General features: G+C 49.2%; 19 protein-coding genes. 8 read left to right on the forward strand and 11 right to left on the reverse strand.

Translation table 11 applies throughout. The features are described from left to right. Positions 1-58: 58 nt before the first annotated feature. Positions 59-628 (forward strand): alkyl hydroperoxide reductase subunit C, encoded by a 570-nt coding sequence (gene ahpC, locus K0H60_RS16665; protein ID WP_220056422.1) that lies wholly within the window; start codon positions 59-61, stop codon positions 626-628. Between the two features lie 233 nt (positions 629-861). Beyond that, complete coding sequence (gene ahpF, locus K0H60_RS16670; RefSeq protein ID WP_220056423.1) at positions 862-2,439, forward strand: alkyl hydroperoxide reductase subunit F; 1,578 nt, start codon at positions 862-864, stop codon at positions 2,437-2,439. 464 nt (positions 2,440-2,903) lie between these two features. Here the strand turns inward: ahpF and K0H60_RS16675 are convergent, their stop codons facing one another. The 6 genes from K0H60_RS16675 to brnQ form a co-directional block, all read right to left on the reverse strand. Next, positions 2,904-3,338, reverse strand: coding sequence for a GNAT family N-acetyltransferase (locus K0H60_RS16675; protein ID WP_220056424.1), 435 nt, complete (start codon positions 3,336-3,338; stop codon positions 2,904-2,906). 13 nt (positions 3,339-3,351) lie between these two features. Further along, positions 3,352-3,681: a hypothetical protein gene (locus tag K0H60_RS16680; protein WP_220056425.1), complete on the reverse strand. Its 330-nt coding sequence runs from the start codon at positions 3,679-3,681 to the stop codon at positions 3,352-3,354. A gap of 38 nt (positions 3,682-3,719) precedes the next feature. Beyond that, a complete protein-coding gene (gene recJ / locus K0H60_RS16685) occupies positions 3,720-5,444 on the reverse strand; it encodes a single-stranded-DNA-specific exonuclease RecJ (protein ID WP_220056426.1) in 1,725 nt (574 codons plus the stop codon). 92 nt (positions 5,445-5,536) lie between these two features. Next, the gene (gene dsbC / locus K0H60_RS16690; protein WP_220056427.1) at positions 5,537-6,262 is read right to left on the reverse strand and encodes a bifunctional protein-disulfide isomerase/oxidoreductase DsbC; all 726 of its coding nucleotides are present in this window, start codon (positions 6,260-6,262) and stop codon (positions 5,537-5,539) included. Positions 6,263-6,412: 150 nt separating this feature from the next. Continuing rightward, positions 6,413-7,315 carry a site-specific tyrosine recombinase XerD gene (gene xerD, locus K0H60_RS16695; RefSeq protein WP_220053777.1) on the reverse strand — a complete coding sequence of 301 codons (903 nt, stop codon included), beginning with the start codon at positions 7,313-7,315 and terminating at the stop codon, positions 6,413-6,415. Positions 7,316-7,397: 82 nt separating this feature from the next. Next, complete coding sequence (gene brnQ / locus K0H60_RS16700; RefSeq protein ID WP_176399838.1) at positions 7,398-8,813, reverse strand: branched-chain amino acid transport system II carrier protein; 1,416 nt, start codon at positions 8,811-8,813, stop codon at positions 7,398-7,400. Positions 8,814-9,336: 523 nt separating this feature from the next. On the opposite strand from brnQ, the gene K0H60_RS16705 reads away from it, so the two are divergent. Next, positions 9,337-10,062 (forward strand): tRNA1(Val) (adenine(37)-N6)-methyltransferase, encoded by a 726-nt coding sequence (locus K0H60_RS16705; protein ID WP_220056428.1) that lies wholly within the window; start codon positions 9,337-9,339, stop codon positions 10,060-10,062. Between the two features lie 56 nt (positions 10,063-10,118). Here the strand turns inward: K0H60_RS16705 and K0H60_RS16710 are convergent, their stop codons facing one another. After that, a complete protein-coding gene (locus tag K0H60_RS16710) occupies positions 10,119-11,114 on the reverse strand; it encodes a response regulator (RefSeq protein WP_220056429.1) in 996 nt (331 codons plus the stop codon). Between the two features lie 2 nt (positions 11,115-11,116). Next, on the reverse strand, positions 11,117-14,485 hold the full coding sequence (locus K0H60_RS16715; protein ID WP_220056430.1) for an MHYT domain-containing protein: 3,369 nt from the start codon (positions 14,483-14,485) through the stop codon (positions 11,117-11,119). Positions 14,486-14,906: 421 nt separating this feature from the next. Between K0H60_RS16715 and srmB the strand changes: the two genes are divergently transcribed. The 5 genes from srmB to K0H60_RS16740 all read left to right on the forward strand — a co-directional run bounded on the left by srmB (position 14,907) and on the right by K0H60_RS16740 (position 24,116). Then, the gene (gene srmB, locus K0H60_RS16720; RefSeq protein WP_011718139.1) at positions 14,907-16,166 is read left to right on the forward strand and encodes an ATP-dependent RNA helicase SrmB; all 1,260 of its coding nucleotides are present in this window, start codon (positions 14,907-14,909) and stop codon (positions 16,164-16,166) included. A gap of 267 nt (positions 16,167-16,433) precedes the next feature. Further along, entirely contained in the window at positions 16,434-17,651 is a 1,218-nt protein-coding gene (locus tag K0H60_RS16725; protein WP_055647412.1) for an efflux RND transporter periplasmic adaptor subunit, read from the forward strand. Continuing rightward, on the forward strand, positions 17,651-20,854 hold the full coding sequence (locus K0H60_RS16730) for an efflux RND transporter permease subunit (protein ID WP_055647411.1): 3,204 nt from the start codon (positions 17,651-17,653) through the stop codon (positions 20,852-20,854). Before K0H60_RS16725 ends, K0H60_RS16730 begins: the two co-directional genes overlap by 1 nt. 189 nt (positions 20,855-21,043) lie before the next feature. Then, positions 21,044-21,748 carry a TatD family nuclease-associated radical SAM protein gene (locus K0H60_RS16735; protein WP_220058190.1) on the forward strand — a complete coding sequence of 235 codons (705 nt, stop codon included), beginning with the start codon at positions 21,044-21,046 and terminating at the stop codon, positions 21,746-21,748. A gap of 133 nt (positions 21,749-21,881) precedes the next feature. Next, a complete protein-coding gene (locus K0H60_RS16740; RefSeq protein ID WP_220056431.1) occupies positions 21,882-24,116 on the forward strand; it encodes a PAS domain-containing protein in 2,235 nt (744 codons plus the stop codon). Here K0H60_RS16740 and K0H60_RS16745 read toward each other — a convergent pair. The 3 genes from K0H60_RS16745 to K0H60_RS16755 form a co-directional block, all read right to left on the reverse strand. After that, positions 24,100-25,497 carry a hypothetical protein gene (locus K0H60_RS16745; protein ID WP_011718144.1) on the reverse strand — a complete coding sequence of 466 codons (1,398 nt, stop codon included), beginning with the start codon at positions 25,495-25,497 and terminating at the stop codon, positions 24,100-24,102. The genes K0H60_RS16740 and K0H60_RS16745 overlap by 17 nt on opposite strands. Positions 25,498-25,581: 84 nt before the next feature. Further along, positions 25,582-26,112 (reverse strand): hypothetical protein, encoded by a 531-nt coding sequence (locus K0H60_RS16750; RefSeq protein WP_011718145.1) that lies wholly within the window; start codon positions 26,110-26,112, stop codon positions 25,582-25,584. After that, entirely contained in the window at positions 26,105-26,848 is a 744-nt protein-coding gene (locus K0H60_RS16755; protein WP_220056432.1) for a winged helix-turn-helix domain-containing protein, read from the reverse strand. The genes K0H60_RS16750 and K0H60_RS16755 overlap by 8 nt, the downstream gene beginning before the upstream one ends. Positions 26,849-26,861 lie beyond the last annotated feature (13 nt).

A 26,861-nucleotide genomic window follows, 5' to 3' on the forward strand; every position in this document is an offset into this window, starting at 1 on the left:
GACACAAGTTAAGTGACTCGTACTTAATTCACCATAATCAACTAAATGGAAGCATAAAATGACTCAGTCAATTATCAACAGCACTATCAAACCATTCAAAAGCACTGCTTACCACAATGGTGAGTTCGTTCCAGTAACAGAACAAGATCTGTTAGGTAAATGGTCAGTTGTATTCTTCTATCCAGCAGACTTCACCTTTGTTTGCCCAACTGAATTAGGCGACATGGCGGATCACTACGCTAAGTTACAATCTATGGGCGTTGAAGTTTACTCAGTTTCTACTGACACTCACTTCACTCACAAAGCATGGCACGATACTTCTGACACCATCAAGAAGATCAACTTCCCAATGCTGGCTGACCCTACTGGCGTGATCAGCCGTAACTTCGGTGTGATGATCGAAGAAGAAGGTTTAGCACTGCGTGGTACTTTCGTTATCAACCCAGAAGGCCAAGTGAAAGTTGCTGAAATCCATGACCTAGGTATCGGCCGTAGCGCGTCTGAACTGGTTCGTAAGATCCAAGCAGCTCAGTACGTTGCAACTCACGATGGCGAAGTTTGCCCTGCTAAATGGCAACCAGGTGACGAAACCTTAGCACCATCTTTAGACCTAGTAGGCAAAATCTAATCTAGCCTAACAAGAGTCAACCCCGCCAACCTAGTATCTCAAGCTAGTTGGCAGCGCAGTAAGACGGCAATTGCACGAATCCCCGTGAGCTTAGTAGCTAAGTGATTGGGGTGAGTAAATGCAGCCAACGCTACTGCGGTGCCAAATAGGAAGAGAGAACCGCCCCCTGCAAGGTTCTAGGTTGGCCCCCTCGCGTTTTCAATTATTTCATTTTCAAGGATTTTGGAGTCATCATGTTAGATGCGAATTTAAAAAATCAACTGCAAACCTATCTGCAAAACCTCAAGAGACCAGTTGAACTTGTCGTGTCAGCAGATGAAAGCAAGAAGTCTCAAGAATTAAAAAGCTTAGCCAATGACATCGTTAGCCTTTCCTCTTTAGTGAGCCTCAAAGAAGCTCAAGGCTCTCGTACGCCAGCGATGACAGTGGTTAACACCGATCTCAATACTCAGATTAGCTTTGCTGGTCTGCCTATGGGTCACGAATTTACTTCACTCGTGTTAGCCTTGTTGCACACGGGTGGACACCCAATCAAACTCAGCGACGACGTCATTGAGCAGATCCGTAATCTGCCTGGTAAATATGAGTTTGAAACCTATGTGTCACTCACCTGCCAAAACTGCCCTGATGTGATTCAGGCGCTGAATATGATGGCCGCGATCAACCCGAACATCACCAACGTGATGATCGACGGCGCCCTGTTCCAGGATGAAGTGGCCAGCCGCAACATCATGGCCGTACCGTCTGTGTACTTAAACGGTGAAGTATTTGCCGCGGGTCGAATCAGCATTGGTGAGATCTTAAATAAACTCGATACTGGCGCTGCCAGCCGTAAAGCTGAAGAACTCAGCCTAAAAGCCCCATACGAAGTCTTAGTCGTCGGTGGTGGCCCTGCTGGCGCTGCAGCTGCGATTTACGCTGCCCGTAAAGGTCTTCGCACTGGTGTGGTTGCCGATAAATTCGGTGGCCAAGTCGCCGAAACTATAGGTATCGAAAACTTTATTTCGGTAAAAGCGACTGAAGGTCCAAAACTGGTGGCTAACCTTGAAGCCCACGTTCGTGACTACGAAGTCGACATCATGGATAACCAGAAAGCCGTTAAACTGGCGAGCGATGGTTTATTCGAACTCGAACTGGCAAGCGGTGCTACACTGCGCAGCCGTACCATACTACTGGCAACGGGTGCCCGCTGGCGCGAAATGAATGTCCCCGGTGAGAAAGAATACCGTGGTAAGGGTGTAGCTTACTGCCCACACTGTGACGGTCCATTATTTAAAGGCAAACGTGTTGCAGTGATCGGTGGCGGTAACTCAGGTATCGAAGCGGCTATCGATTTAGCGAACATCGTTGAGCATGTCACAGTACTCGAGTTTGATAGCAAACTGCGCGCCGATGACGTGCTGCAACGTAAAGCGGCCTCTATGGGTAATATCCATATCATTACTCAAGCGATGACCACTGAAGTGACTGGTGACGGTACCCGTGTAAACGGCCTGAACTACACCGACCGTGCGACCGGTGAAAACCACCATATCGCGCTGGCTGGTATCTTCGTACAAATCGGTTTAGTGCCCAATACCGAATGGTTAAAAGGCACTGTGGAATTAACCCCACGTGGCGAAATCATCGTCGATGAGCGCGGCCAAACCTCAGTACCAGGTGTATTTGCCGCAGGTGACGTGACTAACTCACCTTACAAGCAAATCATCATCGCCATGGGTAGCGGTGCCAATGCTTCACTGGGTGCGTTTGATTACCTCATTCGCCATAGCGATGACAGTACCGAGACAAAAGAAACTAAAGCGGCCTAATCGTTAACGATTATTCCTATGACTTAAAAGCCAGCTGATGCTGGCTTTTTGTTGCCTTCGAGAAATGGCACTCTTCACAAAGAACGCGCTAATGCTTCTTGCTCTTTAGTATCCAGAGATAAGAAATAACTATATTTCATCTTTAACCTCCGAACCAAAACACAATACGCTCTGATTCTAAAGAAGTCTAAAACCAAACCGAATAAGCAAAAAGGAATCACTATTACGATACTCATAGTGAGAAAAATATGAATGAACTCAATGAAATTTCCAAACTCACTCATCACAGTACGAAGAAGCGCAAACAGCATGCCCCCTAAAGTCAGGTAAATGACATACAAGAATGATAAATAAGCAACCCTTATAAAAGCTCTTAATCCTTTCACCTTGATTCACCCATACTTATCAAATGGACATTCCACTTCCTCACATCCCCTTAGGAAATCATCGATTGAGTACCATGCCTATTTACTGGATAAATCTAGGTAGGGACTCTCAAGCCGAATTTGCATTAAGGTTTCTGGTGTATCAACCGCTTTGAAACCAAACTGGGCGTAGAGTCCGTGGGCATCGCGGGTAGCGAGCATTATGCGTCTTAATCCTTGCAGATCAGGATGTTCCATAATTGCTGCCATCATCATCTTACTTAGACCTAAGCCTCGGTGAGATTCTAGGACAAACACATCAGCAAGGTAGGCAAAGGTGGCTTTATCAGTAATCATGCGCGCAAAGGCAAGCTGTTGATTATCCCTATCAAATACCCCAAAACATAAACTGTTGCTAAGCGCCTTTCGCAAGAGTTCAGGCGGCATACCCTGCGCCCAATAACTGTTGGCAATAAAACCATGGATAAGCTCAAAATCCATTTCCGTTTGCGCTGTGCTGACCCGATATTCCATCACTTGCCTCGATTTAGCTGTTATTGACGCTTACCAATAACATGAAAGCCATGGCAAATAACACTAATTTAGCTAATGAATACAAGGCGCCCGCCAGAGTGCCACCGCCATGGTTAGTAAATGCCAAGTGACGATTGATTTCATATTTAAATAAATGGGCGAGATGACGATAAGCCAAGAAGTAAAGCAGTGAAGCGGCAGGCCAAATGCCAATAATCAGCATTTGGCCCTGTTCCTTGGTCGTCAAAAGCGCTGACAGAAAAGGAATACTCAAACATGCCACGTATATCCACGCAAAGCGCTTGAGTAACTGACGAATTTTTTTATCCGATAACGGCTTCAACTGAACTCCTTTTCACCTTACGTCCATGCAATCACTGACTACATTGGCTCGATTTGCTCGACCATCAACTGCAGGGTGAAATTACCGCGATATTCGTTCACATCCAGCTTATAGACGATACGCGCATGCTGAATTGTCGCATCAGGCCAGGTGTATAAATCCACGTTAAAGGCAATCGCGTCCAACATCACTGTGCTACATGGGGTTTCAAGCACTAATTTAAGGTGGCGCTCCCCCACAATCCGCTGCTGGATAATCTTAAAATAGCCATCGAATAATGGCTCCTCGAAGGACTGACCCCAAGGCCCCGCATTACGGAGTAACTGGGCGATTTCGAGGGTAAGTTCAGTAGGCGTTAATTCGCCATCGGACCAAAGCTCACCTGTGAGCTGCTCAGGCTTTAATAGTTCACGCACCGCATCATCATAGGCTTTGGCAAAGGTTGCAAAGCCGCCTGACTTTAAGGTTAAGCCTGCTGCCATTGCATGGCCGCCAAATTTGCTGATAAGCCCAGGATGGCGAGAGTTCACCAACTCCAGCAGATCCCGCATATGCAAACCTTTGATGGAGCGTGCCGAGCCTTTAATTTCGCCATTACCCGCATCGGCAAAGGCGATAACGGGTCTGTGGTATTTATCTTTAATCCGCGAGGCAAGAATACCGATAACCCCTTGGTGCCAATCCTCTTGAAAAAGGGCTATGCCCCACGGAAGTTGCTCTTCATTAAGCTTTAGATATTCAAGACTTTTAAGCGCCTCTTGCTGCATCCCCACCTCAAGTTCACGTCGCTCTTGGTTGAGGCTATCGAGTTCTGCCGCCATCCGCCTTGCATACATGATGTCTTCGCACAGCAGGGTTTCAACCCCAAGCGCCATTTCATCCAGCCTGCCGGCGGCATTAAGCCTTGGGCCTACCGCAAAACCAAAGTCCGAGGCGACAATCCTAGCGGGATTACGTTTCGCCACTTCGAGTAGAGCGGTAATACCCACGCGGCAACGGCCGCTGCGCACCCGCGCCAATCCCGCCTCGACCAAAATACGATTGTTGGCATCGAGCGATACCACGTCAGCCACAGTGCCAAGGGCAACAATATCCAGCAGAGTGCCAAGGTTTGGCTCGGCAATGCCGCGGGCTTGATACCAATGACGAGCGCGCAGCTCAGCCCGAAGCGCCGTCATCAGATAAAAGGCAACCCCGACGCCGGCAATCGATTTGCTGGCAAACTGGCAACCGGGCTGGTTGGGATTCACTATGGCGTCGGCATCTGGTAACTCATGGCCGGGTAAGTGATGGTCGGTGATCACTACCTGCATGCCAAAGGCCTTGGCGGCGGCTACGCCCTCAATCGAGGAAATGCCGTTATCTACTGTGATAAGTAATTCTGCCTGTTTGGATGCCGCCACGGCGACAATCTCAGGACTTAGGCCATAACCGTAGTCGAAACGATTGGGGATCAAATAATCGACCTTGCTCGCCCCCATCATTCGCAGTGCTAACAAACACACACTGGTTGAAGTGGCGCCGTCGGCATCAAAATCACCGACGATCAGTATCGACTTCTCCTGCTGCATCGCATCGGCAATCAACTTAGCGGCCTGCTCCAAGCCCTTCATAGTATCGGGTCTTAACAGGCCTTTAAGCACTAGCTCGCACTCGTTGGGCATAACACCACGGCGGGCGTAAAGCTGTCTTAATAACGGCGGAAGGTGAGCGGGTAAATGGCTATCATCAACGGTTGGACGACGGACTATCTTATGGATCAAGGGAGCAAACTCTTAAGCAATCATGGGGCTAAGATAACAAAAAGGTGAGCCTTAAGCTCACCTTTAATGGGATAAATTTATCCGAAACGGGATTATTTACGCGCTTCTAAGGTACGCAGTAAATCCGCAGGTGGTTGATATCCAGGGATCATGCTGCCATCTTCCAATACGATTGCAGGCGTGCCGTTAACACCAAAACTGGTACCTAACTCATACTGCTCGGCAATTTTGGCATCACAGGTCGCGGCAGACACTTTTTTGCCCGCCTTGGCTTCTGTCATGGCCTTTAATGGATCCTTAGCACACCAGATGGCTTGCATTTCATCGGCATTGGCAGATGGTACGCCAGCACGTGGGAAAGCTAAGTAACGCACGGTAATGCCCATCTTGTTGTAGTCGGCCATTTGGCTATGCAATTTGCGGCAATAGCCACAGCTTACATCGGTAAATACCGTCACTACGTGTTTTTCATCCTTGGCCTTGTATACCAACATATGGTCTTCAAGCGGCTTCATCATCTCCAGACGCGGGCCAGCAAGTGCGGCTTCAGTCAGGTTTTTCATCCCCTTATCGAGATCGTACAAGTTACCGTGGAACAGTTTTGTGCCATCACGGCTGATATAGAGCACACCACGATTGGTCATGGCTTGGTATAAACCTTCAATCGGCGAGTCCTGCATTGAAATCACTTCAACGTCTAACATCTCGCTGAGTTTTTGCTTAATCGCAGCGGTGTCGGGAGTGGTCGCCGTAGCGGCGCTGGCCAGAGGCGCAACAACAAGCGCGATAACTAAAGATAATGCTCGGGTCAACTTCATGGGACTTCCTATTAAGTAAATCGCTACTGCGAAATATGGGTCTGCTTATTAGACCTTGTATGGGGGCAAAAAGTTACAGACAAGCCAGATAGAATGCAAATTTATACTGTAACTAAATTCGACCATCCTCGGTTTTGTGAAGGATCTAACTTAACCTCGAGGATGATGTTGTTGATGCAACTCTTGTAATCTCGCTCGAGCCACATGGGTATAAATTTGAGTGGTCGATAAGTCACTGTGGCCTAAGAGTAATTGTACTACTCTTAGGTCGGCGCCATGGTTAAGTAAGTGGGTGGCAAAGGCATGTCGCAGGGTATGGGGCGAAAGCTCGGTTTCGATGCCAGCACGGCTCGCATAGAGCTTGATACGATGCCAAAAGGTTTGCCTTGTCATCATCTGTGCCCGCTTCGAAGGAAATACCACATCGGACTGGATATTGCCCAAAAGTTCATGGCGCGCAAAGCTTAAGTAACGCTCGACCTCGGTAATGGCCAGCTCGCCCATAGGCACTAAGCGCTCTTTACCGCCCTTACCCACAATCCGCACTAAACCTTGGCGCAAACTCATCTGCTCCATGGTGAGTCCCACCAGCTCGCTCACCCGTAATCCAGTGGCGTATAAGAGTTCAAGCATGGCTTTATCACGGCATTCGACGGGGTCGTCCACATTGGGCTCGGCCAGCAATCTATCGACCTGAGACTCACTTAAGGAATCGGGCAACTGCCGACTCAATTTAGGCGATTCAATTAACGCCATAGGATCGCCAGCAATCTGTTTGGTTTGCAGTAAATAGGTGTAAAAACGCCGTAAACTGCTCAGTAGACGTGCACTACTGGTGCGGGCAAATTGTTGCTCGACGCGGTAGGCTAAATAGGCACGCACATCGGCTTGCCCCACCTCGATTAACCGCAGGCCTTGGCCCTGTTGATAGCGGTCAAAATGGCGTAAATCGGTGCGATAGGCACTCAAGGTGTTATCACTTAAGCCCTTGCTGGACCAAAGATCATCGAGAAAGGCATCGATAAGCGGATCGCACTGATAGGTTTTAGCCACAAAAACTCCATAAAAAAACGGCGCACTCTAAAGATACGCCGTTGATATTAACTCAATTGTTCAGCTTCTGGCAGCGCCTTGTTTATGCCGCGCTAACTGTTTTCGCGCCGCTACCACGAATGATTAAACAGAGCACAATCACCACTAGTGTTGGTAATAACCACGCCATGCCCTCTTCATACAGTGGCAGGATAGACAGCGTAGGAGACATACCGCTGACGAGATCGATAAAGCTTTGCGCCGCTTCCGTCACGCCTTTACCGTCTTCACCAGTGAGGCTTTTCGCAGCGACTTTCATCCCATCGAAAATACCAAACAGCAAGGCTACCGACAGTGCTGCGCGATGGGCAAACTGTGGACGCGGGAAGTATTCGGTCAAGAAGGTCACAGCCACTAAGGCAATCGCTACAGGGTAAACCGCCATCAACACCGGAATACTGATAGTAATTAACTGCGACAGACCAACGTTTGCGATTAAGGCACAGATGGCGCTCAGTAGAACCACTAAGAAACGGTAAGACAGCTTTGGCATCAGCTCATTGAAAAATTCTGAGCAGGCACTCACTAAACCGACCGCCGTGGTTAAACAGGCTAGAGTCACAACGGTAGACAGCAATACAGTACCTAAACTGCCAAACTCACGAGTCACATAGTTAGTTAAAATCTCGCCACCGTTTTTCGCGCCCACGGCAATATCACCCGCCGTCGCACCTAAAAAGAACAGTGACACATACACAAAAGCAAGCCCTGCCGCCGCGATAAAGGCTGCGCGGATCAAGTATTTAGTCTGCGCGCTAGGCTGGTCAATCCCCTTTTTACGCAGCAGATCGATGATCAACATGCCGAACATCAAAGACGCTAGGGTATCCATGGTGTTATAGCCTTCGAGGATACCTTTGGTCAGCGGATGGTTTTGGTAGTCACCCACGGCCACGCCTACATCGCCTGCGGGTAAAAACACCACAGACAGGGCTAAACCGACCAGTAATAACAACAGGATAGGAGTTAATACTTTACCGACGCTGTCGAGTAATTTACCGGGGAACAATGCCAGCAGCATAGTCACAGTGAAGAAGCACAGGGTGTAGATAAGTTGCGACAGATTCAGCGACAAACTGCCAAGCATAATGGTCGCAGTAGTGTTGTCGATAAAGGGCTTAGCACCGATTTCATAGGCCACAAGACCGGTACGCGGCGCCGCAAACGCTGGCCCAATAATGATATAAATCGCGATGGCCAAAGCGGTTGCCGCAAACACTGGCAGCATTGCCATAACCTTACCTTGAGCCTTAGCAACAGCAATGAGCCCGACTAAAGGTAAACCTACGGCAGTGATGAGAAAGCCTAACATGGCAAGGGGCATATTCTCCCCGGCCAACATACCCGCAAAGGGTGGAAAAATTAAGTTACCCGCCCCCAAAAAAAACGCGAAGGTCATAAAACCTAAGCCTAATGTATCCCCGATACTCATCTGATTGTCTTGCACGGAAAGCCCCATCTTGTCTTATTGTTTTTAATAAACTTAAGTGATTATGTGTCGATTAGCCATAGCTAAAACAAAGCCCATTCGGAGTGCAAATCTATGTTTACACAATTCCGTGGTAAATATGTGCGATATCTGCTGAGTTTATAAACAAAAATGAACTAAAAATTGGCTTCACTGCCGATTTCTTCACCTTAAAACCCGTTCACCTATCCGTTAATCATAAAATTGATTAAAAATGGGGGCGAAACTAATAACAGAATTCAAAAACCAATACAACAATCAAGGTTGTTTTTAAGAAAAAAACCACCTCAATGCTAATTAACTGCTAACAATGCGTTACCGAGGTAATAAATTAAACCGTTAATTAAGTGAACTTCGCCTCAAAACAGCATAAAAAACACAAAAACTAGATCTAAATGGAAGAATAGACTTATTTCACTTAACCATAAAAATCTTAGCTAAAGCGCGAACGGCCCTTTAAAATAGCGGCAATCTTAAATCGCCCCCATTAATTCACTCGATAGTCTGATATCCAATGGCATTTACCTTTAAACAATTCCACATTGACGATCTTAATTGCGGCATGCCCGTCAGCACCGACGGCGTGATATTAGGTGCATGGGCTCCGCTGTCGCGGGCCAAGCACATTCTCGATATTGGTGCGGGAAGTGGATTATTGAGTTTAATGGCGGCGCAGCGTAGCCAAGGGCAAATCACCGCTGTCGAATTGGAAGAAAAAGCCGCCGCCGCGTGCCAATACAATATGACGCAAAGTCCGTGGGCAGATAGATGTAAGCTCATCCATGGCGATATTCAGCACGTTTGCCAACAAGCTGAGTATCAAGGATATTTCGACCATATCATCTGCAACCCGCCCTACTTTGAACATGGCCCCAAGGCAAATGAGCAACACAGGGCGATGGCGCGCCACACTGATACCTTAGGCTTTACGCCCTTACTCGAGGCGATAAGTCAGTGTCTGTCGCATGAGGGCCACGCCAGCCTGATCCTCCCCATCCAAAGCCTGACGCGCTTTAAAGCTTGCCTGCATCAGACTCAACTTTATCTTGTAAAAGAAGTGAGGGTAAAAAGCGTGGAGAATAAGGAGGCCAATCGCGTCTTGCTGCTGTTGGCTAAGACTCTTTTAACTCAAAGTCAGGATGAACCCTGTCAGCACACAGAGCTCACCCTACGTGGGGAAGATGGCCGCTATACCGAGCAAATGATTGCCCTGACCAAAGATTTTTACCTAAAGCTTTAATTCGAGTAGCAATAAGGCTCGTATCAAGAACCTTATCTTTTGTAGCGGATCTAATATCAGCTATCTATCCATTTATTTTTGATCTCAAGCACTTTGTCTAAGTTATCAGTAAATAAACGCACTAACTCAGGATCGAAATGCACTCCGCTCTGCTCATGGATATAGTCCATAGTCTTCTCAACTGACCAAGCCTCTTTATAGGGACGTTTGCTGGTGAGCGCGTCAAACACATCGGCGAGGGCGACTATGCGTCCCTCTAGTGGAATGGCTTCGCCTTTCAATCCATTAGGATAACCAGTACCGTTCCATTTCTCGTGGTGAGTCAGCGCGACGGATTTGGCTAGTCGCAGCAGCTCAGAATCCGCCTCACCGATAATTTCGGCACCGATATGGGGGTGAGTTTTCATAATGGCGAACTCTTCATCGGTCAATTTACCCGGTTTGAGCATAATGCTGTCGGGAATACCGATTTTACCTATGTCGTGCATGGGCGCCGCGTGCAATAAATCATCCGCCTGCGCCTCACTCAGGCCGTAGGCCAAGGCCAAAATTTTAGAATAATGGCTCATACGCAGCACATGGGTGCCGGTTTCATTATCTTTATATTCGGCGGCGCGACCTAAACGTTGGATAACTTGCAAGCGAGTGCGGCGCAATTCATCGGCCTGTACTAAGGATAAATGGGTTTTCACCCGCGCTTTGACTATGGTGGCCGAAATCGGCTTCACAATGTAATCCACTCCGCCCACGGCAAAGCCTGCCGCTTCATCGTGTTCATCATTCAAGGCGGTGACAAAAATCACCGGGATCGACTGAGTCACAGGGATATTTTTCAGTAACTGACAGACTTCTAACCCCGTCATATTGGGCATCATAATGTCGAGTAGGATCAGCGATGGCAGCTCAGTTTGCGCGAGGCGTAGGGCCTCCTCGCCACTTTTGGCAAAGATAAGATGGTAATCCTGATGTAAAACTTGCTTGAGCACCCGTAAGTTAACGGGCTCATCATCCACCAACAATAAGGTTTTCTTATGTTCAGATGTAGACTGCATTGCTACTCCTTAATCGCGGTGATAAAACGCCGTAACTCGGTCAATTCATTATGGGCAATATCAAAATCAAAGTTGTCTAGCGCCTCAGCAATAATGGCGACTCTCAGACGTAGAGGCTCATCAATACGAGCGGTGAGCGCCTCAAGATCAGACTCTTCAAAACTATGGTGCGCAATCGATGCCAGCAAGGCATCAATATGCGCTAATAATTGTGCGGGATCGCCAGTCTTCGCATGGACGGCAACGGATACTGCTGCCGCTGGCACTGTTGTGCCCTCGATATAATCCCCAATCTCGACGAGGGAGTCGCTAATCTGAGCAACTATGGCCTCCATGGCTTCACGTGAGGGCGACTCAGCTTGCGCCAACTGCTCTAACTGGCCAAAGTGCGCCATCCATTGCAGCAGACCCAGATTACCGCTAACCCCTTTCAAACTATGGCTTAAGAGTTTAATTGTTGCCGTATCTTGCTCACTCATTGCCTGTTGCAACGCTTGGCTTTTCTCTGGCCATTGGGCAATAAACTTCATCAACTCTTTGATAAAGAGGGGTTTAGAACCCCACAATTTCACGCCCTTGGCTTCATCGACTAATAGCGTGCTCACAAACGGCAAAGATTCAAACTCGGCTTGAGGCGGATTAAGCTGCAACACTCTGGCAATTTCCCGCGTCAGCAGCGCAAAATCGATGGGTTTATTGGCAAAACCATCCATACCAGCCTGCTCTGCGGCGCTCTTGTCTTGCTCGAGCACACTCGCGGTTAACGCAATGATTGGCATATGGGGTAATTGAGATTCAGCCTCTTGCTCACGACGCATCTTCGCCGCCGTTAATCCATCCATTACCGGCATCTGCAGATCCATCAAGGTGATATCGATGTCGGCTTTTTGCATCCGCAGCAGCGCCTGTTCGCCATCGCGGGCGGCGATCACTTTATGTCCTTGGCGGGTTAACCATACGGACAAGAGATCGATATTCTGTTGAATATCATCGACCACGAGTAGCGTCAGTGGCGGTAATGACCCATTGTCGGCGCGCTGGGTGGAGAGCGGCTCAGAACTAGGTTGTAAGGGAATAGTAAAGCGGAATGTACTGCCTTGGCCTAAGGTACTTTCGGCGGTGAGCTCTCCGCCCATCAGTTCGACCAACTGCTTACTTATGGTCGTCCCCAGCCCTGTGCCACCGTATTTGCGGCTCATGGAGGCATCGGCTTGGGCAAACGCTTCAAATACCCGATTAAGCTGCTCGGGCGACATGCCAATTCCAGTATCGATAATCTCGAAGGTGACTTTGGTCGTATCTTGGGTAGTGTCTTGTGGAAAGACTCTGACCGTCACCGTCCCCTCGCAGGTAAATTTAACCGCATTGCCAATCAAATTGATCAGCACTTGGCGGATACGCTCCGGAGAGCCGATAAAGTTTGCCGCCATCGTTGGCGCAACATCGACCTCGAGGGATAAACGCTGCTTTTTCGCCTGCAACCACAGGGTTGAAATCACAGTATCGATTTCATCGGTTAAGCAAAATACTCGGTTTTCTAACTCGAGTTTGCCCTTGTCGAGCTTGGCGCTGTCGAGCACATCGTTGAGTAGATGCAGCAAAGATTTAGCTGAGCGGTTGATGGTAGAAAGCTGTTTTTGCTGCTCAAGGTCTAATACCGACTCCAACAGAATATCGCTAAAGCCGATGATGGCATTCATTGGCGTGCGGATCTCGTGGCTCATATTGGCTAAGAAGGCCGCACGCGCCGCTGCCGCCTGCTCGGCATTATTCTTTGCCGTCACTAAGTCCTGCTCCATCTCCTTACGCTCGGTGATATCCATCAGAAAGCCGTCAATCCACACCTCTTTGCTGGTTTCATCGAGGATGTAATTGCCGTGCTCGAACAGCCAACGTACCCCGCCATCTGCGCGGATAATGCGGTATTCCATCGAAAAGGTCGGTGGCTGCGCTTGGGCGTAAACGGTTTCAATATCGTCCGGATGATAGAGATCCGAGAAGAAACGCTTAGGATGGGGGAGTTCGAAGTCTTCGGCGGGATAGCCAGTGATGTTCTGCACCGCGTCGCTGATAAATACCATGGGCCAGCCCTCGGTGCTTTTACAACGATAGGCAATGCCCGGAATATTGGTGATCAGCGAGCGAAACTTGGCCTCATTGTTTTTAAGCTCTTGTTCCATCTCATTGCGTTGGCTGAGATCTGAGATAAAACCGACAAAATAATGGGCTTTGCCCTGCATCACATGGCCGATACTGAGGCGCACTGGCACTAAATGACCCGCCTTATGTTGCGCTTCGACCTCTCGCCCCGTGCCTATAATCTGCGCTTCGCGAGTCTGTGCATACCTAGCTAAATAGCCATCGTGGTGCGGCCGAATCGCCTCAGGGACGATTTTTTTCACATTCGCCCCAAGCAGTTCGGCAGGCGACCAGCCTAAAATCGTGGTCACCGCCTTGTTCACATTCACTATGATACCTTGGCCATCGATTGTGATAATGCCATCGACGGCGGTATTCATCATGGCGCGCATGCGGTCTTCATTGGATTTTGCGAGTAAAGACAGGTCTTTATACTTAAAGATCACATTCACAATCAGCACTAAGCAGATAATTGCAGTGGTGATCACCGAGACGCCGAGCGCGAGATAGAATGAGATTTCCGAGGTCTGCTGGCTCAGTTCCAAACCTTCGGGTCTAACAAAACGCGCCGCCGCCATGCCAGTGTAATGCATGCCCGAAATCGCTAATCCCATGACTATGCTGGCGATAAAATTACTCGTAATTGTGCTCATGTGGGAGGAGATAAGCTTATTCAACCCAGTACGAACCCACAGCGCAATAATGGCTAATAGCACAGCGACCACAATCGACAGGGCAAAAATCCATGGGTCGTAACGCAGCAATGGCGCCATCTCCATGGCTGCCATGCCCACATAGTGCATAGTGCCAATTCCGGCGCCCACTAAGGAGCCGCTAAGCAAGACTTGAGAAAACTGAAAACTCGGTTTAGACAGCAGGTTAAGCGCCACCCATGAGGCACCTATGCTGGGCAATAGGGATAGCACTGTGAGGCCAAAGTCATAGCTCACGGGCGAACATAAATCGAAGGCCAACATACCGATAAAATGCATCGACCAGACACCGCCGCCAAGGACTAAACTTCCTGTCAGTAGCATGATCTGCTGGCGTGCTCTCGATTGGCTCTGCACCGCTTGAGTCGTGACCTGAAAGGCCATAAAGGCTGCAAAAATCGCAATCAGGATGGAGATAGTGACTAACAGGGGATTGTAGTAGACATTCAGCAATAGGCTGTCGTGGGAAAAAATAAAAAACTGCGATAACCAATCAAAAGCCATATGTTCCAAGCCCATGTTTTAGAAACGTAAAACCTAATCGTAACCAACATTTTGTACGCTAATCCAAGCAGGGCTAACACTTGGGTACTATGGGATGACGCTCATCAACCATCAGCACAATTTATTGTTAAGACTCCAGCTAACATCCCATCAATCCTTCGAACTCTCTCAACAAAAGCCAATATTTTTACAATATTCTCTTTATCTTATACATCTTTTGCAAAATGTCTGCCTTCAAATGCAATCGAGTACGGTAAATCCACTCCCAACGGCAACTATTAACGGCCTTGAAGTAGACAGACCCGTACTGCATCGGCCAAACCACGTAAAAGTAAAGCCACTTCCGATTAAATTAAAAGCCACTTCCGATTAAATTATTTAAGTTAACGGCTATAACCTTTATAATGCTTGGCTATTATTCGTCGAGACGCCGCGCATGCAATTTGAAGATTTTCAGCTTGACCCTAGCTTATTAGAGTCACTTAAAGCCATGGGGCACCTGTCGCCCACCACCATCCAGCAAGAAACCCTGCCTCATGCCCTCGAGCAGCGGGATATTTTGGCGCGCGCCCCGACGGGTACAGGTAAAACTGCCAGTTTCTTATTGCCAGCACTGCAACACTTAATCGACTTTCCCCGTCGCTATTCTGGCCATGCGCGAATTTTGATCCTGACGCCAACCCGTGAGTTAGCCAGTCAAATTCACCGTTATGCCTGTCACTTAGCCACAGGCCAAGGGCTGAATATCGCCATTATCACCGGCGGTGTGCCCTATGGTCCGCAGGAAGAAGCCCTAAAAGACAATATCGATATTCTGGTCGCGACCCCTGGCCGTCTGATGGAATATTTAGATAAAGGCAAATTCAGCGCGGAATCGGTCGACATATTGATCATCGACGAAGCCGACCGCATGCTCGATATGGGTTTCTCCGCCGTGGTGAAAGCCATTGCCCTCGAAGCCCAAGGTCGTAAGCAAAACATGCTATTTTCGGCCACCCTCGAAGGCAGCGGCGTTATCCGTTTTGCCCGCGAAGTACTTAACGATCCTATCGAAATAGATGTCGACGCACCGCGTAAAGAGAAGGCCAAGATCCACCAATGGATCCACCTTGCCGACGATAAAGAACATAAGATTGCTCTGCTGTGCTATCTGCTCAAGCAAGAAGATGTTAAACGCGCCATCGTATTCGTGAAGACTCGCGATGTGGTTTCTAGCCTCGAAGGCCAACTGCTTAAAGCCGGTATTCCCTGTGCCTTTATGCGTGGCGACATGGAACAGAAGAAACGCTTCCAAGCCTTAAGCCGCTTTACCAAAGGCGAAGTGAATGTGTTACTCGCGACCGATGTGGCCGCCCGTGGTATCGATATCGACGATATCAGCCATGTGATTAACTTCGACATGCCACGTTCTGCCGATAGTTACATCCACCGTATTGGTCGTACTGGCCGCGCGGGGGCAAAAGGAACGGCAATTTCATTGGCCGAAGCCCACGATATGCGGATTGTCGGTAAGATTGAGCGTTATATCGAGCAGCCGCTTAAACGCCGCATCATCGAGGAACTGCGTCCTAAACATAAAGAGGCGCGCGTGCCGACCAAGAAAAAGGCCAAAGTAAAAGCCAAGGAAGCCGCGAAGCGAACCAGCAAAAAAGAAGCAGCTAAAAAGGCCAGTAAAATTGCACGTAAGAAGCAATAACACAGCTACGAGAAAAGCCGCATAATGCGGCTTTTTTTATGGGCGGATGGCACAACGCTCTTGTGACTACGATGGAACTCACAACCGCCAAACCTCTCTAATCACAACAAATTAAGGTGGAAACTCGGGACGTCACCAAGCTCGATAAGCCCTACGCCATTCGATATCACCTTTAGACACATTTTATTTACAAAAATAAATTTATTGCGCTGCCTGACTCTGATATTTTAGGCGCATTAAGCGATTTAGCACGGATGTAACAATCATATGATGAAAACTTTACTCAGGAGATTATCTCCTCTGTTTATACTGCTGTTATTTGTTGTTGGCGCGATAGCACTGATGTCAACCAAGGAAGCCCCCGAACAAAAGCCCGAAGAAATGCCCGTGCCTATCGTGGATGTGACTCAGGTTGAGCAGCAAACAGTATCGCTTAATCTTCCTTCCTACGGCGTGGTTACCCCTAAATATAAGACGCAACTGGTCACCGAAGTCCAAGGGCGGATGCTGAGCATTTCCCCGCAATTTGTGGCCGGTGGCATAGTGAAGAAAGGCGACCAATTAGCCCAAATCGAACCTTCGGATTACGAAGCCGATTTAATGCAAGCCGAAGCCACCTTGGCTCAGGCAACCGCGGCACTGAATGAAGAAATCGCCCGTGGCGAAGTCGCTAAAATCGAATTTAAAGGCTACGACAAAGGCTTACCGCCAGAGCTGGGGTTACGTATTCCACAGCTGAAAAAAGAACAAGCCAACGTGAAATATGCGCAAGCCGCCCTCGCGCGCGCGCAGCGTAATTTAGAGCGCACAGTCATTCGCGCCCCCTTCGATGGCATTATCAAAGCAAGAAATGTCGATTTAGGTCAGTACGTTACATTAGGCACTAACCTAGGCGAGCTATACGACACTAGCATTGCCGAAATTCGTCTGCCTATCTCTAACGATGATTTAGCCTATCTAGAATCCGTCGATCACCCCGATACCCAAGTCACCTTAAGCGCCTCTTTGGCGGGTAAGGAAAACACTTGGATGGGTAATATTATTCGTAGCGAAGGCGTGATTGATGCCGATAACCGCATGGTTTACCTCGTGGCAGAGATTAAAGACCCTTACCTGCGTGAGCACAAAACCCAAGGCAGTTTACCGCTGAAATACGGCAGCTTTGTCAACGCCGTAATTAAGGGGCGCACCGTCGATGGCATAGTCAAATTGCCTCGCCACGTGGTGCGTAATGAGCATGTTGCCTTGGTTAACGAGCAAAATATTGTCGAGATGCGCCATGTGAATGTGGTGCGTAGCGATCTTGAAAATGTGTTTATCAAGGACAGTTTAAAAACCGGTGAGCGCGTTGCCATCACTCACTTTAGCAATATGGCGAATGGCCAGTTGGTCAAAATCATAGGTGAAGATGCCAAGCCAGTGCAGACCCCCACACCTAAGGAAGATGCTCCTGAGTCGAGTCTTGCGGCCGCTGGAGTGAACTAATGGATACACAAAAAGGGATCTTAGCCTGGTTTGCCCGCAATAGCGTGGCGGCCAATCTGTTAATGTGGGCGCTGCTGATTGGCGGTCTATTTAGCACAGTGTTAATTAATAAAGAGGTATTCCCCTCTTTTAACCTCAACTTATTGAGCATTACCGTCGCTTATCCCGGCGCAGCGCCGCAGGAAATCGAAGAAGGCATCAACATTAAGATTGAGGAAGCCATCCAAGATATCAACGGTATTAAAAAAGTCACTTCGGTTGCCAGTGAAGGCGTCGGCGCCATTACGGTCGAAGTCGAAGATGACTACGATGTGCAAACCGTACTCGACGAAGCCAAGTTGCGATTGGACGCGATTTCCACCTTTCCGGTGAACATCGAAAAACCGCAAATCTTTAAGATCGAACCCGAAAACAACGTGATTTGGGTGTCGGTCTACGGTGATATGTCGCTGCACGATATGAAGGAGCTGGCCAAATCGGTACGTGATGATTTGACCCAACTCCCTTCTGTGACCCGTGCGAAAGTCACAGGGGTACGCGACTATGAAATCGGTATCGAAGTCTCGGAAGATAAGCTGCGGGAATACGGCTTAACCTTCTCGCAAGTCGCCTTGGCGGTGCAAAACTCCTCTATCGACTTGCCGGGCGGTTCGATCCGCGCCGAAGATGGCGACATTCTGCTGCGCACTAAAGGCCAAGCCTATACTGGCGATGATTTTGCCAATATCGTCGTCACCACGCGCACCGATGGTAGCCGAGTGATGTTGCCCCAAGTGGCAACCATTAAGGACGATTTTGAAGAACGTTTAGAGTACACCCGCTTCAACGGCAAACCAGCGGCCATTATCGAAGTGACCAGCGTTAACGATCAAAACGCCCTCGACATTGCTCAGCAGGTCAAAGACTACGTCGAGAAACGCCGCGCCACCCTGCCAGCCAATGCACAATTAGACACTTGGGGAGACTTAACCCACTACCTCAAGGGCCGCTTAAACATGATGATGTCGAACATGTTTTACGGCGCCCTATTAGTGTTTGTGATCTTAGCCCTGTTCCTCGACCTCAAACTCGCCTTCTGGGTGATGATGGGGTTACCCGTGTGTTTCCTCGGCACTATGCTGATCATGCCGCTGGAACCTTTCTCCATGACCATTAACATGCTGACATTGTTCGCCTTTATTCTCGTCTTGGGGATAGTGGTCGACGATGCAATTGTGATAGGTGAAAGTGCCTACAGCGAGGTCGAACGGCACGGACACTCGATTGATAACGTCATCCGTGGTGCGCAAAAGGTGGCCATGCCCGCCACCTTCGGAGTGTTAACGACTATCGCCGCCTTTATCCCTATGTTGATGGTTTCTGGCCCCATGGGGATTATTTGGAAATCCATTGGCATGGTGGTCATCATGTGTCTGGCATTTTCACTGGTGGAATCTAAATTTATCCTGCCAGCGCACTTAGCTCATATGAAGTTTAGAAAGCCTGGGGAACCCACGGGTTTCTTTGGTCGCTTCAAGGACAGATTTAACAATCGCGTTCAGCACTTTATTCACCACAGCTACCGCAACTTCCTCGAGCGTTGTATCCAACATCGCTACAACGTAGTCGCGGCCTTTATCGGTGTGTTGATTTTATCCATAGCCTTAGTCGCCAGCGGCAAAGTACGCTGGGTGTTCTTCCCCGATATTCCATCGGACTTTATCCAAGTACAGCTAGAGATGGATGAAGGCAGCTCAGAGCAAAACACCCTCAAGGTGGTACAGGATATTGAAGAAGCCCTGTACAAGATGAACGCCAAAATGGAGAAGGACAACGGCAGCGAAGTGGTGAAGCACAGCTTTATCAACATGAGCTCGCGCACCTCCGCCTTTATCTTTGCCGAACTCACCAAGGGCGAAGACCGGGATGTGGATGGCGAGACGATTGCCGCCGCATGGCGCGAACAATTGCCCGAGTTACTGTCGGTGAAGAAACTCGATTTCAACGCCAGCGGTAACGGCGGAGGCGGTGGTGACATCTCCTTTAGATTGACCTCGAGTGATCTCGAAGAATTATCCGCAGCCGCCCGTGAGCTTAAGCAAAAGCTCGCCACCTACGAAGGTGTGTACGACATTGCCGATAACTTCTCCTCGGGTAGCCATGAGATCCGTTTAAAGATCCGCCCCGAGGCCGAAGCGCTGGGTTTAACCTTGTCAGATTTAGCACGCCAAGTCCGTTATGGTTTCTATGGTTATGAAGCACAACGTATTTTGCGTAATAAAGAAGAAATCAAAGTCATGGTGCGCTACCCCTTAGAGCAGCGACGTACCGTTGGCTACCTCGAGAATATGTTAATCCGCACGCCGCAGGGCAAGTCGGTGCCTTTCTCAACCGTTGCTGAGGTCGAAAAAGGCGAATCCTACGCCTCAATCACCCGTGTCGATGGCAAGCGGGCAATTACCATTATTGCCAATGCCAACAAACACAAGGTTGAGCCTTCCAAGGTTGTGAATGAGATCCAACAGGATTTCCTGCCGCAGTTACAGGCCAAGTATCCGAAAATCCAAACCACCCTCGATGGCGGCAGTTTGGATGAGCAGAATGCTATGGTCGGTCTAATGCAGGGCTTCTTCTTTGCGCTGTTTACCATTTATGCCTTAATGGCGGTACCGCTCAAGTCTTACAGCCAGCCGCTGATCATTATGTCAGTCATCCCCTTCGGGATTATCGGCGCCCTGTTTGGGCATTTGATCCAAGGCCTTGCCATGAGCGTCTTGAGTCTGTGTGGTATCGTCGCGCTCGCTGGGGTGGTGGTAAACGACTCCTTGATTCTGGTGGACTTTGTTAACCGGGCGCGGGAGCAAGGGCAATCGGTCAGACAAGCGGCGGTAGATTCTGGCTGCTATCGTTTCAGGGCAATTATCTTGACCTCATTGACCACCTTCGTCGGTCTTGTGCCTATTATTCTTGAACGCAGCTTACAGGCGCAGATTGTGATCCCTATGGCGACCTCCCTCGCCTTCGGTATCCTGTTCTCGACTGTGGTAACCCTAATTTTGGTGCCTTTGCTGTACATCATTCTCGATGATGTTAAACGTACCTCTAGCCGTTTTTACCACTGGTGGTGGCGCCCAAAAACATCGCAGGAGAGGCATTTACCTGCCAATGAGAGTCACAAGGTATCCTTAGATGCCTTTAATGCACCTGACTATAAACAGGATTAATGGTCGTACAGTCATCATCCTAACCCCATAAAAAAGAGAGCCTAGGCTCTCTTTTTATCTCTAGCCTGTCCTGACGAGTTAAAGCGCGTTGTGCGATCTAGGTGGCAGTTATCAAGGATCGCATTCGTTACACTCAACCTAAGTGACCGCCAAGATGCCAATAAAGTCGATAGTATGAAAACAGATCGGATGCCAAACTCACATTCTGCCTCAATCCACCCTGCACCACTCAAAGCCACTGAAACCTTAGCCAATGGCAACACAACGGCGGAAGTGTGCACCAATGAAACCTGCGCCAACGAAACCTTAGTCTATGATATTCGCAGGAGTCGTTACCTGAATATCACCGGCCGTTGCACCCTACGCTGCGCCTTCTGCCCGAAACATAATGGCAGTAAACAAATTCACGAGTATCAATTGGCATTGACCCACCAGCCTAAGCCAGAGGAAATCATCCCGCTGTTAGGCAAGGTGGAAGACTTTGAGGAATATGTGTTCTGCGGTTACGGCGAACCGACGATGAATCTGCCGACCCTGCTGGCCGTTGCCAAGGAAATCAAACGCCTTGGCGGCCGTGTGCGGGTCAATACCGATGGGTTAGGCAACCTAGTTCACAGGCGCAACATTCTGCCCGAGTTAGCGGAGTGCGTGGATGGATTATCCATTTCCCTCAACGCCGACAATGAGGCCGCCTATAACCAACATTGCCGCCCAAAACTGGCGGGATCCTACGCCGCAGTGAATGCCTTTATCGCCCTCGCCCCCCACTATATTGAGCGCGTTCAAGTCTCGGCGATTGAGGGACTAGAAGGGGTCGACATCGATCTTTGCCGCGAACAAATACTCGCCTCGGGCTGCGAGTTTAAGCACAGAGTGCTGGGCGCGCTCGGTTAATAGAACCGCAGAATAGCCGTTGGGTTGATGCATTGCTCGGGATAACAGAGTCGCCGAGCAACTTGCCACTGTCGTAACATTTCATTCGTGTTAACATAGCCTAATTAACAGTTAATCAACCCCAAATCGGCCCATGCTGAAAAAGAACCCTAGCCTACATCCACTCGCGCCATTACTTTCATTGACCCAAGGGCTGCATTGGTCTCACCAACGCCTGTTGGCTGTCGCGAGCCAGTTATCGATGCTGGTGATAGGTATGATTATTTTAACCAACTTAATCATTACCTTAGGTGAACGCCGGTTACAGGAAGAATGGGCAACCCAAAGATACAGCGAATTACAAACCATAGGCACGCTGATCACGGATAAGGTCGCCTTCCAGCAGTTTCGCACTCAGCTATTTGCCAAAGACGAATTACTCAAGCAGTACCTCAAAAATCCAACGGCCTCGTCTCAGCAGAAATTGCAGGAAAGTTGGCAGGAGCTAGTGCAACATATTCCCGAACTCCTCGGAATTGCCCTGTTCGATCCCCAAGGTAATTATAAGTTTGCGACACCTTCAAACTTTAGTCAGGACGCGCTGCCCGCCGCTCTGTTAGGTTCGAGCCGCAACTTAGGTGGCAAAGAAGTCTTTACCTCGCCCTTAGAGTTTGTGCCCCTCAATGGCATGCTCGAACCCTATATGTATCAAATGACTTGGCTTGAGAAACCCGATCAAAGCTCGCTAGGTTACTTGATTACCTACAACTCGATTGTGCAGATGCTAGAGGCGATAAAGCCTGCATTTTCAAGCAATAAATCGCCGATGCTAGTGCTTGATACCCAAGGCTTGCTCTATGCGGGTGTGAGTGAACTGGCGCCCTTAACCCATATTCCCGATACCTTAGGTGCCAGTTTGCGCCAGAGTTATCCGGCGCTATGGCGGGAAATGTCGATGAGCAACTTTGGCCAATTCCATGGTGAAGATGCCACCTTCGTGTACCTCAAAGTCGAGTTAACCAATCAGCCCGAACTGCGCCGCGAGTACTTTTTACTCTCTTATATTCGTAATGCCGATATCGCCTCCAAGTTTTCCCAATGGCAAAACATCGTTATCGTCGCCGCGTTAATCCTAACCTTACTCGCCGCCTGGGTGATCTTACTCAGCCACATGTATCGCCTACAGTACCGCTCGCGCCAATACAGTATCGATGTGGCCAATGCATTATTTAACAATGATATCGGCTTTATTCTCGCCAATGAGCAGGCACGGATCATCAGTGCCAACCCCAAGGCGGCCGAGGCGACTCAAGTCCCGCAGGATGAACTCACAGACCGCAGCCTGCAACGTGCGCTGAATCTCGACGACCTGACCCACGCACAAATGCTCGACCAAGTGCATAGACAGGGTGAATGGCAAGGCAAGCTGTCGCTAGACAATGATAAGGGCTCAAGACTTAGCGTGTGTGTACGCCAAGCGCCGAGATTAGGGCGCGGCTTACCGCATCTGTTAGTCTCCCTTGAAGATATTAGCGCCATGATCGATTGCCAAAATCAAGCCTTCTTAAGTGACTTACTCTGCGATACGACTGTGGCCACAGCGCTGACGGATGCCAATGGTAAGCTGATAAAAATCAATCCAGTATTCGATCAGCTGATGCAGCTTAATGGCGATTTGAACCATGATTTAGCCTCACTGCTCGCCAACGATCTGGGTAACCAGTGGCAGCGGATCACCGCTCAGATCAGCATGCAAGGTCAATGGCAAGGGCAGATCCTCTGCTCACCCAATCTGCGCCATTCAAATTGTTTACAGGCCACCTTAAAGGGTCATGTGGCCGCCGACGGTGAGATTGATTACATCATCTGTACCTTAGAGCAAGCCGCCGATAGCCTAAGGGGCGCAGAGCCGCGCAGCTTTGTGCCGCACCGCAGCACCATCTTGCAGCATCTCGCCGATCTAGAACGCTATTTTGCATCGCTTTCCCCCCAAAGCCGCAACCACTCAAGCCTGCTAGTGATGGATATCAACCCCGAGGGTTTACTCAGCCATATGAGTGATATCGACCAACTCGAGACGCGTCAGCAGGAAGTGGAAGTGCAGCTCTTGCTCGAGATCCCTACCCATTACCAAATCCTTCACTGGCAACTCGGTAAACTGTTGTTGTTACTGCCAGATACCGATGCCACTGCGGCGCATCACTTCGCCCTCAATACCATAGAAAAGCTCAACAGCAATGGCTTAGGTGAAGGGATTAGCATTGGGATTGCCAGCTATCAGGAAGGACAAAGCCTAGAGCAATACCTCAGCAATGCCGAGGTGGCGCTCAAACGGGCGAAGCAGAATAACGATCAGAATATCGGCCAAGCCTTTACTCGTCAGCCTTAGCGGGCGGATTAAAAGAATCGGGTAACTTACTTTGGGTGATCTCGATAATAGCCGAGCGGTTCATGGTGATTTTGTAGCGCGCGTATTCAGGCTCTTCCCGGCCGTCCCGCAGCACTAAAATCAGATTCACTTGGTAGCGACGCTCGACCGACTCGTGGCTGATCTTGCCCTCAAGTTCCTTATAAATCTTGGCCTTGCCCCGCTCTAAATAGCGGGCAAAGGGCACAAAACTGAAGTTCACTTGCTCTTGTATGGTCGAGTAACCCGCCTGAAACTCGCCATGATTTACCCGAGTGGCAATCTTGTAATGCAGGACTTCGGCATCGACCTTATTCTGGCTGTGCCGTTGTTTTAGGATCTCGTTAACCTTCTCAGGCAAATCCTGCTGCCGCATAAATTCGAGCCAAACTAATTGCTTAGCGATCACCGACTGACTAGTGGTATCCCTTAAGATACGGCTCCAACGCGGCCGCCCCCGTTGAATAAAGCGCCAGAGAGCATTACGCACATCGTCCTTAAAGATCTCACGAAAACCGTAAATCACCGCCAACGTCAGCACTAGCGCGATGGTAAAGCCGCTAAAGACGCCCTGCGCTTCGATGATCAGCGCCGATACCACCAACATCACCAATGCGGTCGCAAGTCCTGTCGTAAACTTCTTAAGGCCAATACCTAAGGGTTTTAACTCTTCTTTGAGTACCACACCTTGCTGAATTAAGCGCCGCAATAACAGCATCTTATTCGAAATTCGGTTGGGGTCTTGCTTGGTCTGTGCCGAGTTATAGTTGTTGGCGTCGCGATAAGCGCATTCGGTGCGGCACAGGGTCAAGACTCGTTCTTGAATGTCGGCAAAATCACTGGTGCGGGTAGCATGGGCGAGCACTTTTAGCAGTTGCTGCTCGCAGAACCAGGAGAGATAGTTATCGGCGTTCTCGAAATAGGATTTCCATTTAGGATCGCCCGGCTCATTACGGCGAAACTTTTTCAGCAGCTGCGTCACCTGCTCGCACAGCTCATCGAGCGCCAGATAGAAGTGCTCCACATCGGCGATGCGATTGAGTTCTTTAACATCGTTTTCAACTGCGACGGCAAACTGGTAGGCAAACAGGTTTAAGTACAGCCGGAATTCTTCTACAGTGCGGCGGTTCATACTGGCGAAACGCCCTTGCACCAGTGGCAAGTGCAGCCCTTCGGAGTAGTAGGAGCGACGTCCGACAATCGCGCTGTGATAATACTCTTCTTCGTTTAAAGTGTGCGCGCCTATGCCCATTTCCTTTGGTAAAAAGAAATAGAGATCGAGCTGACGATTATCGCCCTTTTCCATCTGATGGCTGAACTTAATCGACAGGGATTCTTCTTGTTTGACACGTATCTTAAACACAACAACCTTATGATTGAGATGGAAGAGTCGGCATTAACACCATGGAAAATATAATCTAAACCGAAAGCGCGGCAAATTCACTGATTAAATTCGGCTATTGACGATTCGACAGCCACAAACAGTGTTACTCGGTTGGAATAAGACAACGGCATAGTCTTGATTCGTGTCGCTATCGAGCACCTCTATGCTGAGATTGTGTCTACCAGATTCACTAAAGTGCAGGCTGCTGATGTAGGAAAGGTATTTCATATGTTCAGGCCAAGACTTTTTATCGATGTCTTCGGATTCCGTCTTGGTTTTAACTGAAACATTGTACGTCATGCGGTTCAGCTCCATGCTCTTGACCTCACCCTGCATCAGAATCGCACCCGCGCTTGAACCATCGAGGTTAAAATAACGGTAATTAATCTGCGCATTGCCCGCCGAGATTAAGACATCGACCAATAAGTAGAATTTACCCTCATCCACTTGTTGCGTATGGCGGTCGAAGAGTTCGGAACTGCAATTTAAGATCACAGCCTTATTGGAGACAGATTGCAGGTAAATCACTCCGCAGGCCACAATCAGCGCCGAGAGTATGGTGAGATTTATCGTCCACTTGAGCCACTTAGCCACAGATCCCGACCTCCTGTAGCCAGCTCACATCGATAAATTCCTTCGGTCGTCTGAAGTCACTGATCTTCAAGTTGCGGATCACCGATTGCCCGAGTTTATAACCCCGCATAGTGATGTTGAGCACCTGTTTATCGTGGGAGAGCGAGGAGTACACTTCGGACCAATCACTGTGGCCGCAGCGACTCAGCCCTTGGCCCAAGCGGTCGCCTAACTCAAACAATAAGGTATTGTTGGTTTTCGAATTGGCATACAAATGCAGCCGAATATGTTGCCCCGAGGCTAAGGGCAAATCGGTAGAGAGCAAAGGTTGAGTCGGTACGCTGTGGTCGATTCTGCTAAGGTAAAATCCTGAAATCGCGAGCATAAATCCAAAAACTAGCAACACACTCCACCAAGGTAAGGATTGCAGCCTAGGATAACGTAAGCTTTTAAACCTTTGTCCTTGGGTGCTGTGCAGCAGATAGCCCTGACCTTTGACGGTTTCAATCAGCCCCTCATATTGGGGCCCGAGGAAGGAGCGGATCATAAAGACCGCCCGCGCTAACGAAGTGTCAGTCAGAGGAGGATGCGCCCCATCGCCAGTCTTCAGCTCATGCTTGGAGACCAGTTTGCCTTGATGTTCAACCAACAGGCTCAACACTTGCAACTCGGCACGGGGAAGGTGCCAAGATTCATCACGAGCCTGTTCGACGAGTAAGCCACGCTCACGGTCAAACCAACAGCCCCCCACCTGCATAATTCAAACTCCA

This window comes from Shewanella mangrovisoli (genome assembly GCF_019457635.1).
Lineage (GTDB): Bacteria > Pseudomonadota > Gammaproteobacteria > Enterobacterales > Shewanellaceae > Shewanella > Shewanella mangrovisoli.

Bases quoted from the DNA above. Each gene is read 5' to 3' on its own strand.
- srmB (WP_011718139.1), top strand. From the start codon at position 14,907: ATGCAATTTGAAGATTTTCAGCTTGACCCTAGCTTATTAGAGTCACTT.
- ahpF (WP_220056423.1), top strand. From the start codon at position 862: ATGTTAGATGCGAATTTAAAAAATCAACTGCAAACCTATCTGCAAAAC.
- K0H60_RS16755 (WP_220056432.1), bottom strand. From the start codon at position 26,848: ATGCAGGTGGGGGGCTGTTGGTTTGACCGTGAGCGTGGCTTACTCGTC.
- brnQ (WP_176399838.1), bottom strand. From the start codon at position 8,813: ATGGGGCTTTCCGTGCAAGACAATCAGATGAGTATCGGGGATACATTA.
- K0H60_RS16735 (WP_220058190.1), top strand. From the start codon at position 21,044: ATGCCAAACTCACATTCTGCCTCAATCCACCCTGCACCACTCAAAGCC.
- K0H60_RS16740 (WP_220056431.1), top strand. From the start codon at position 21,882: ATGCTGAAAAAGAACCCTAGCCTACATCCACTCGCGCCATTACTTTCA.
- K0H60_RS16730 (WP_055647411.1), top strand. From the start codon at position 17,651: ATGGATACACAAAAAGGGATCTTAGCCTGGTTTGCCCGCAATAGCGTG.
- K0H60_RS16710 (WP_220056429.1), bottom strand. From the start codon at position 11,114: ATGCAGTCTACATCTGAACATAAGAAAACCTTATTGTTGGTGGATGAT.
- K0H60_RS16725 (WP_055647412.1), top strand. From the start codon at position 16,434: ATGATGAAAACTTTACTCAGGAGATTATCTCCTCTGTTTATACTGCTG.
- K0H60_RS16705 (WP_220056428.1), top strand. From the start codon at position 9,337: ATGGCATTTACCTTTAAACAATTCCACATTGACGATCTTAATTGCGGC.
- K0H60_RS16675 (WP_220056424.1), bottom strand. From the start codon at position 3,338: ATGGAATATCGGGTCAGCACAGCGCAAACGGAAATGGATTTTGAGCTT.
- dsbC (WP_220056427.1), bottom strand. From the start codon at position 6,262: ATGAAGTTGACCCGAGCATTATCTTTAGTTATCGCGCTTGTTGTTGCG.
- ahpC (WP_220056422.1), top strand. From the start codon at position 59: ATGACTCAGTCAATTATCAACAGCACTATCAAACCATTCAAAAGCACT.
- K0H60_RS16715 (WP_220056430.1), bottom strand. From the start codon at position 14,485: ATGGGCTTGGAACATATGGCTTTTGATTGGTTATCGCAGTTTTTTATT.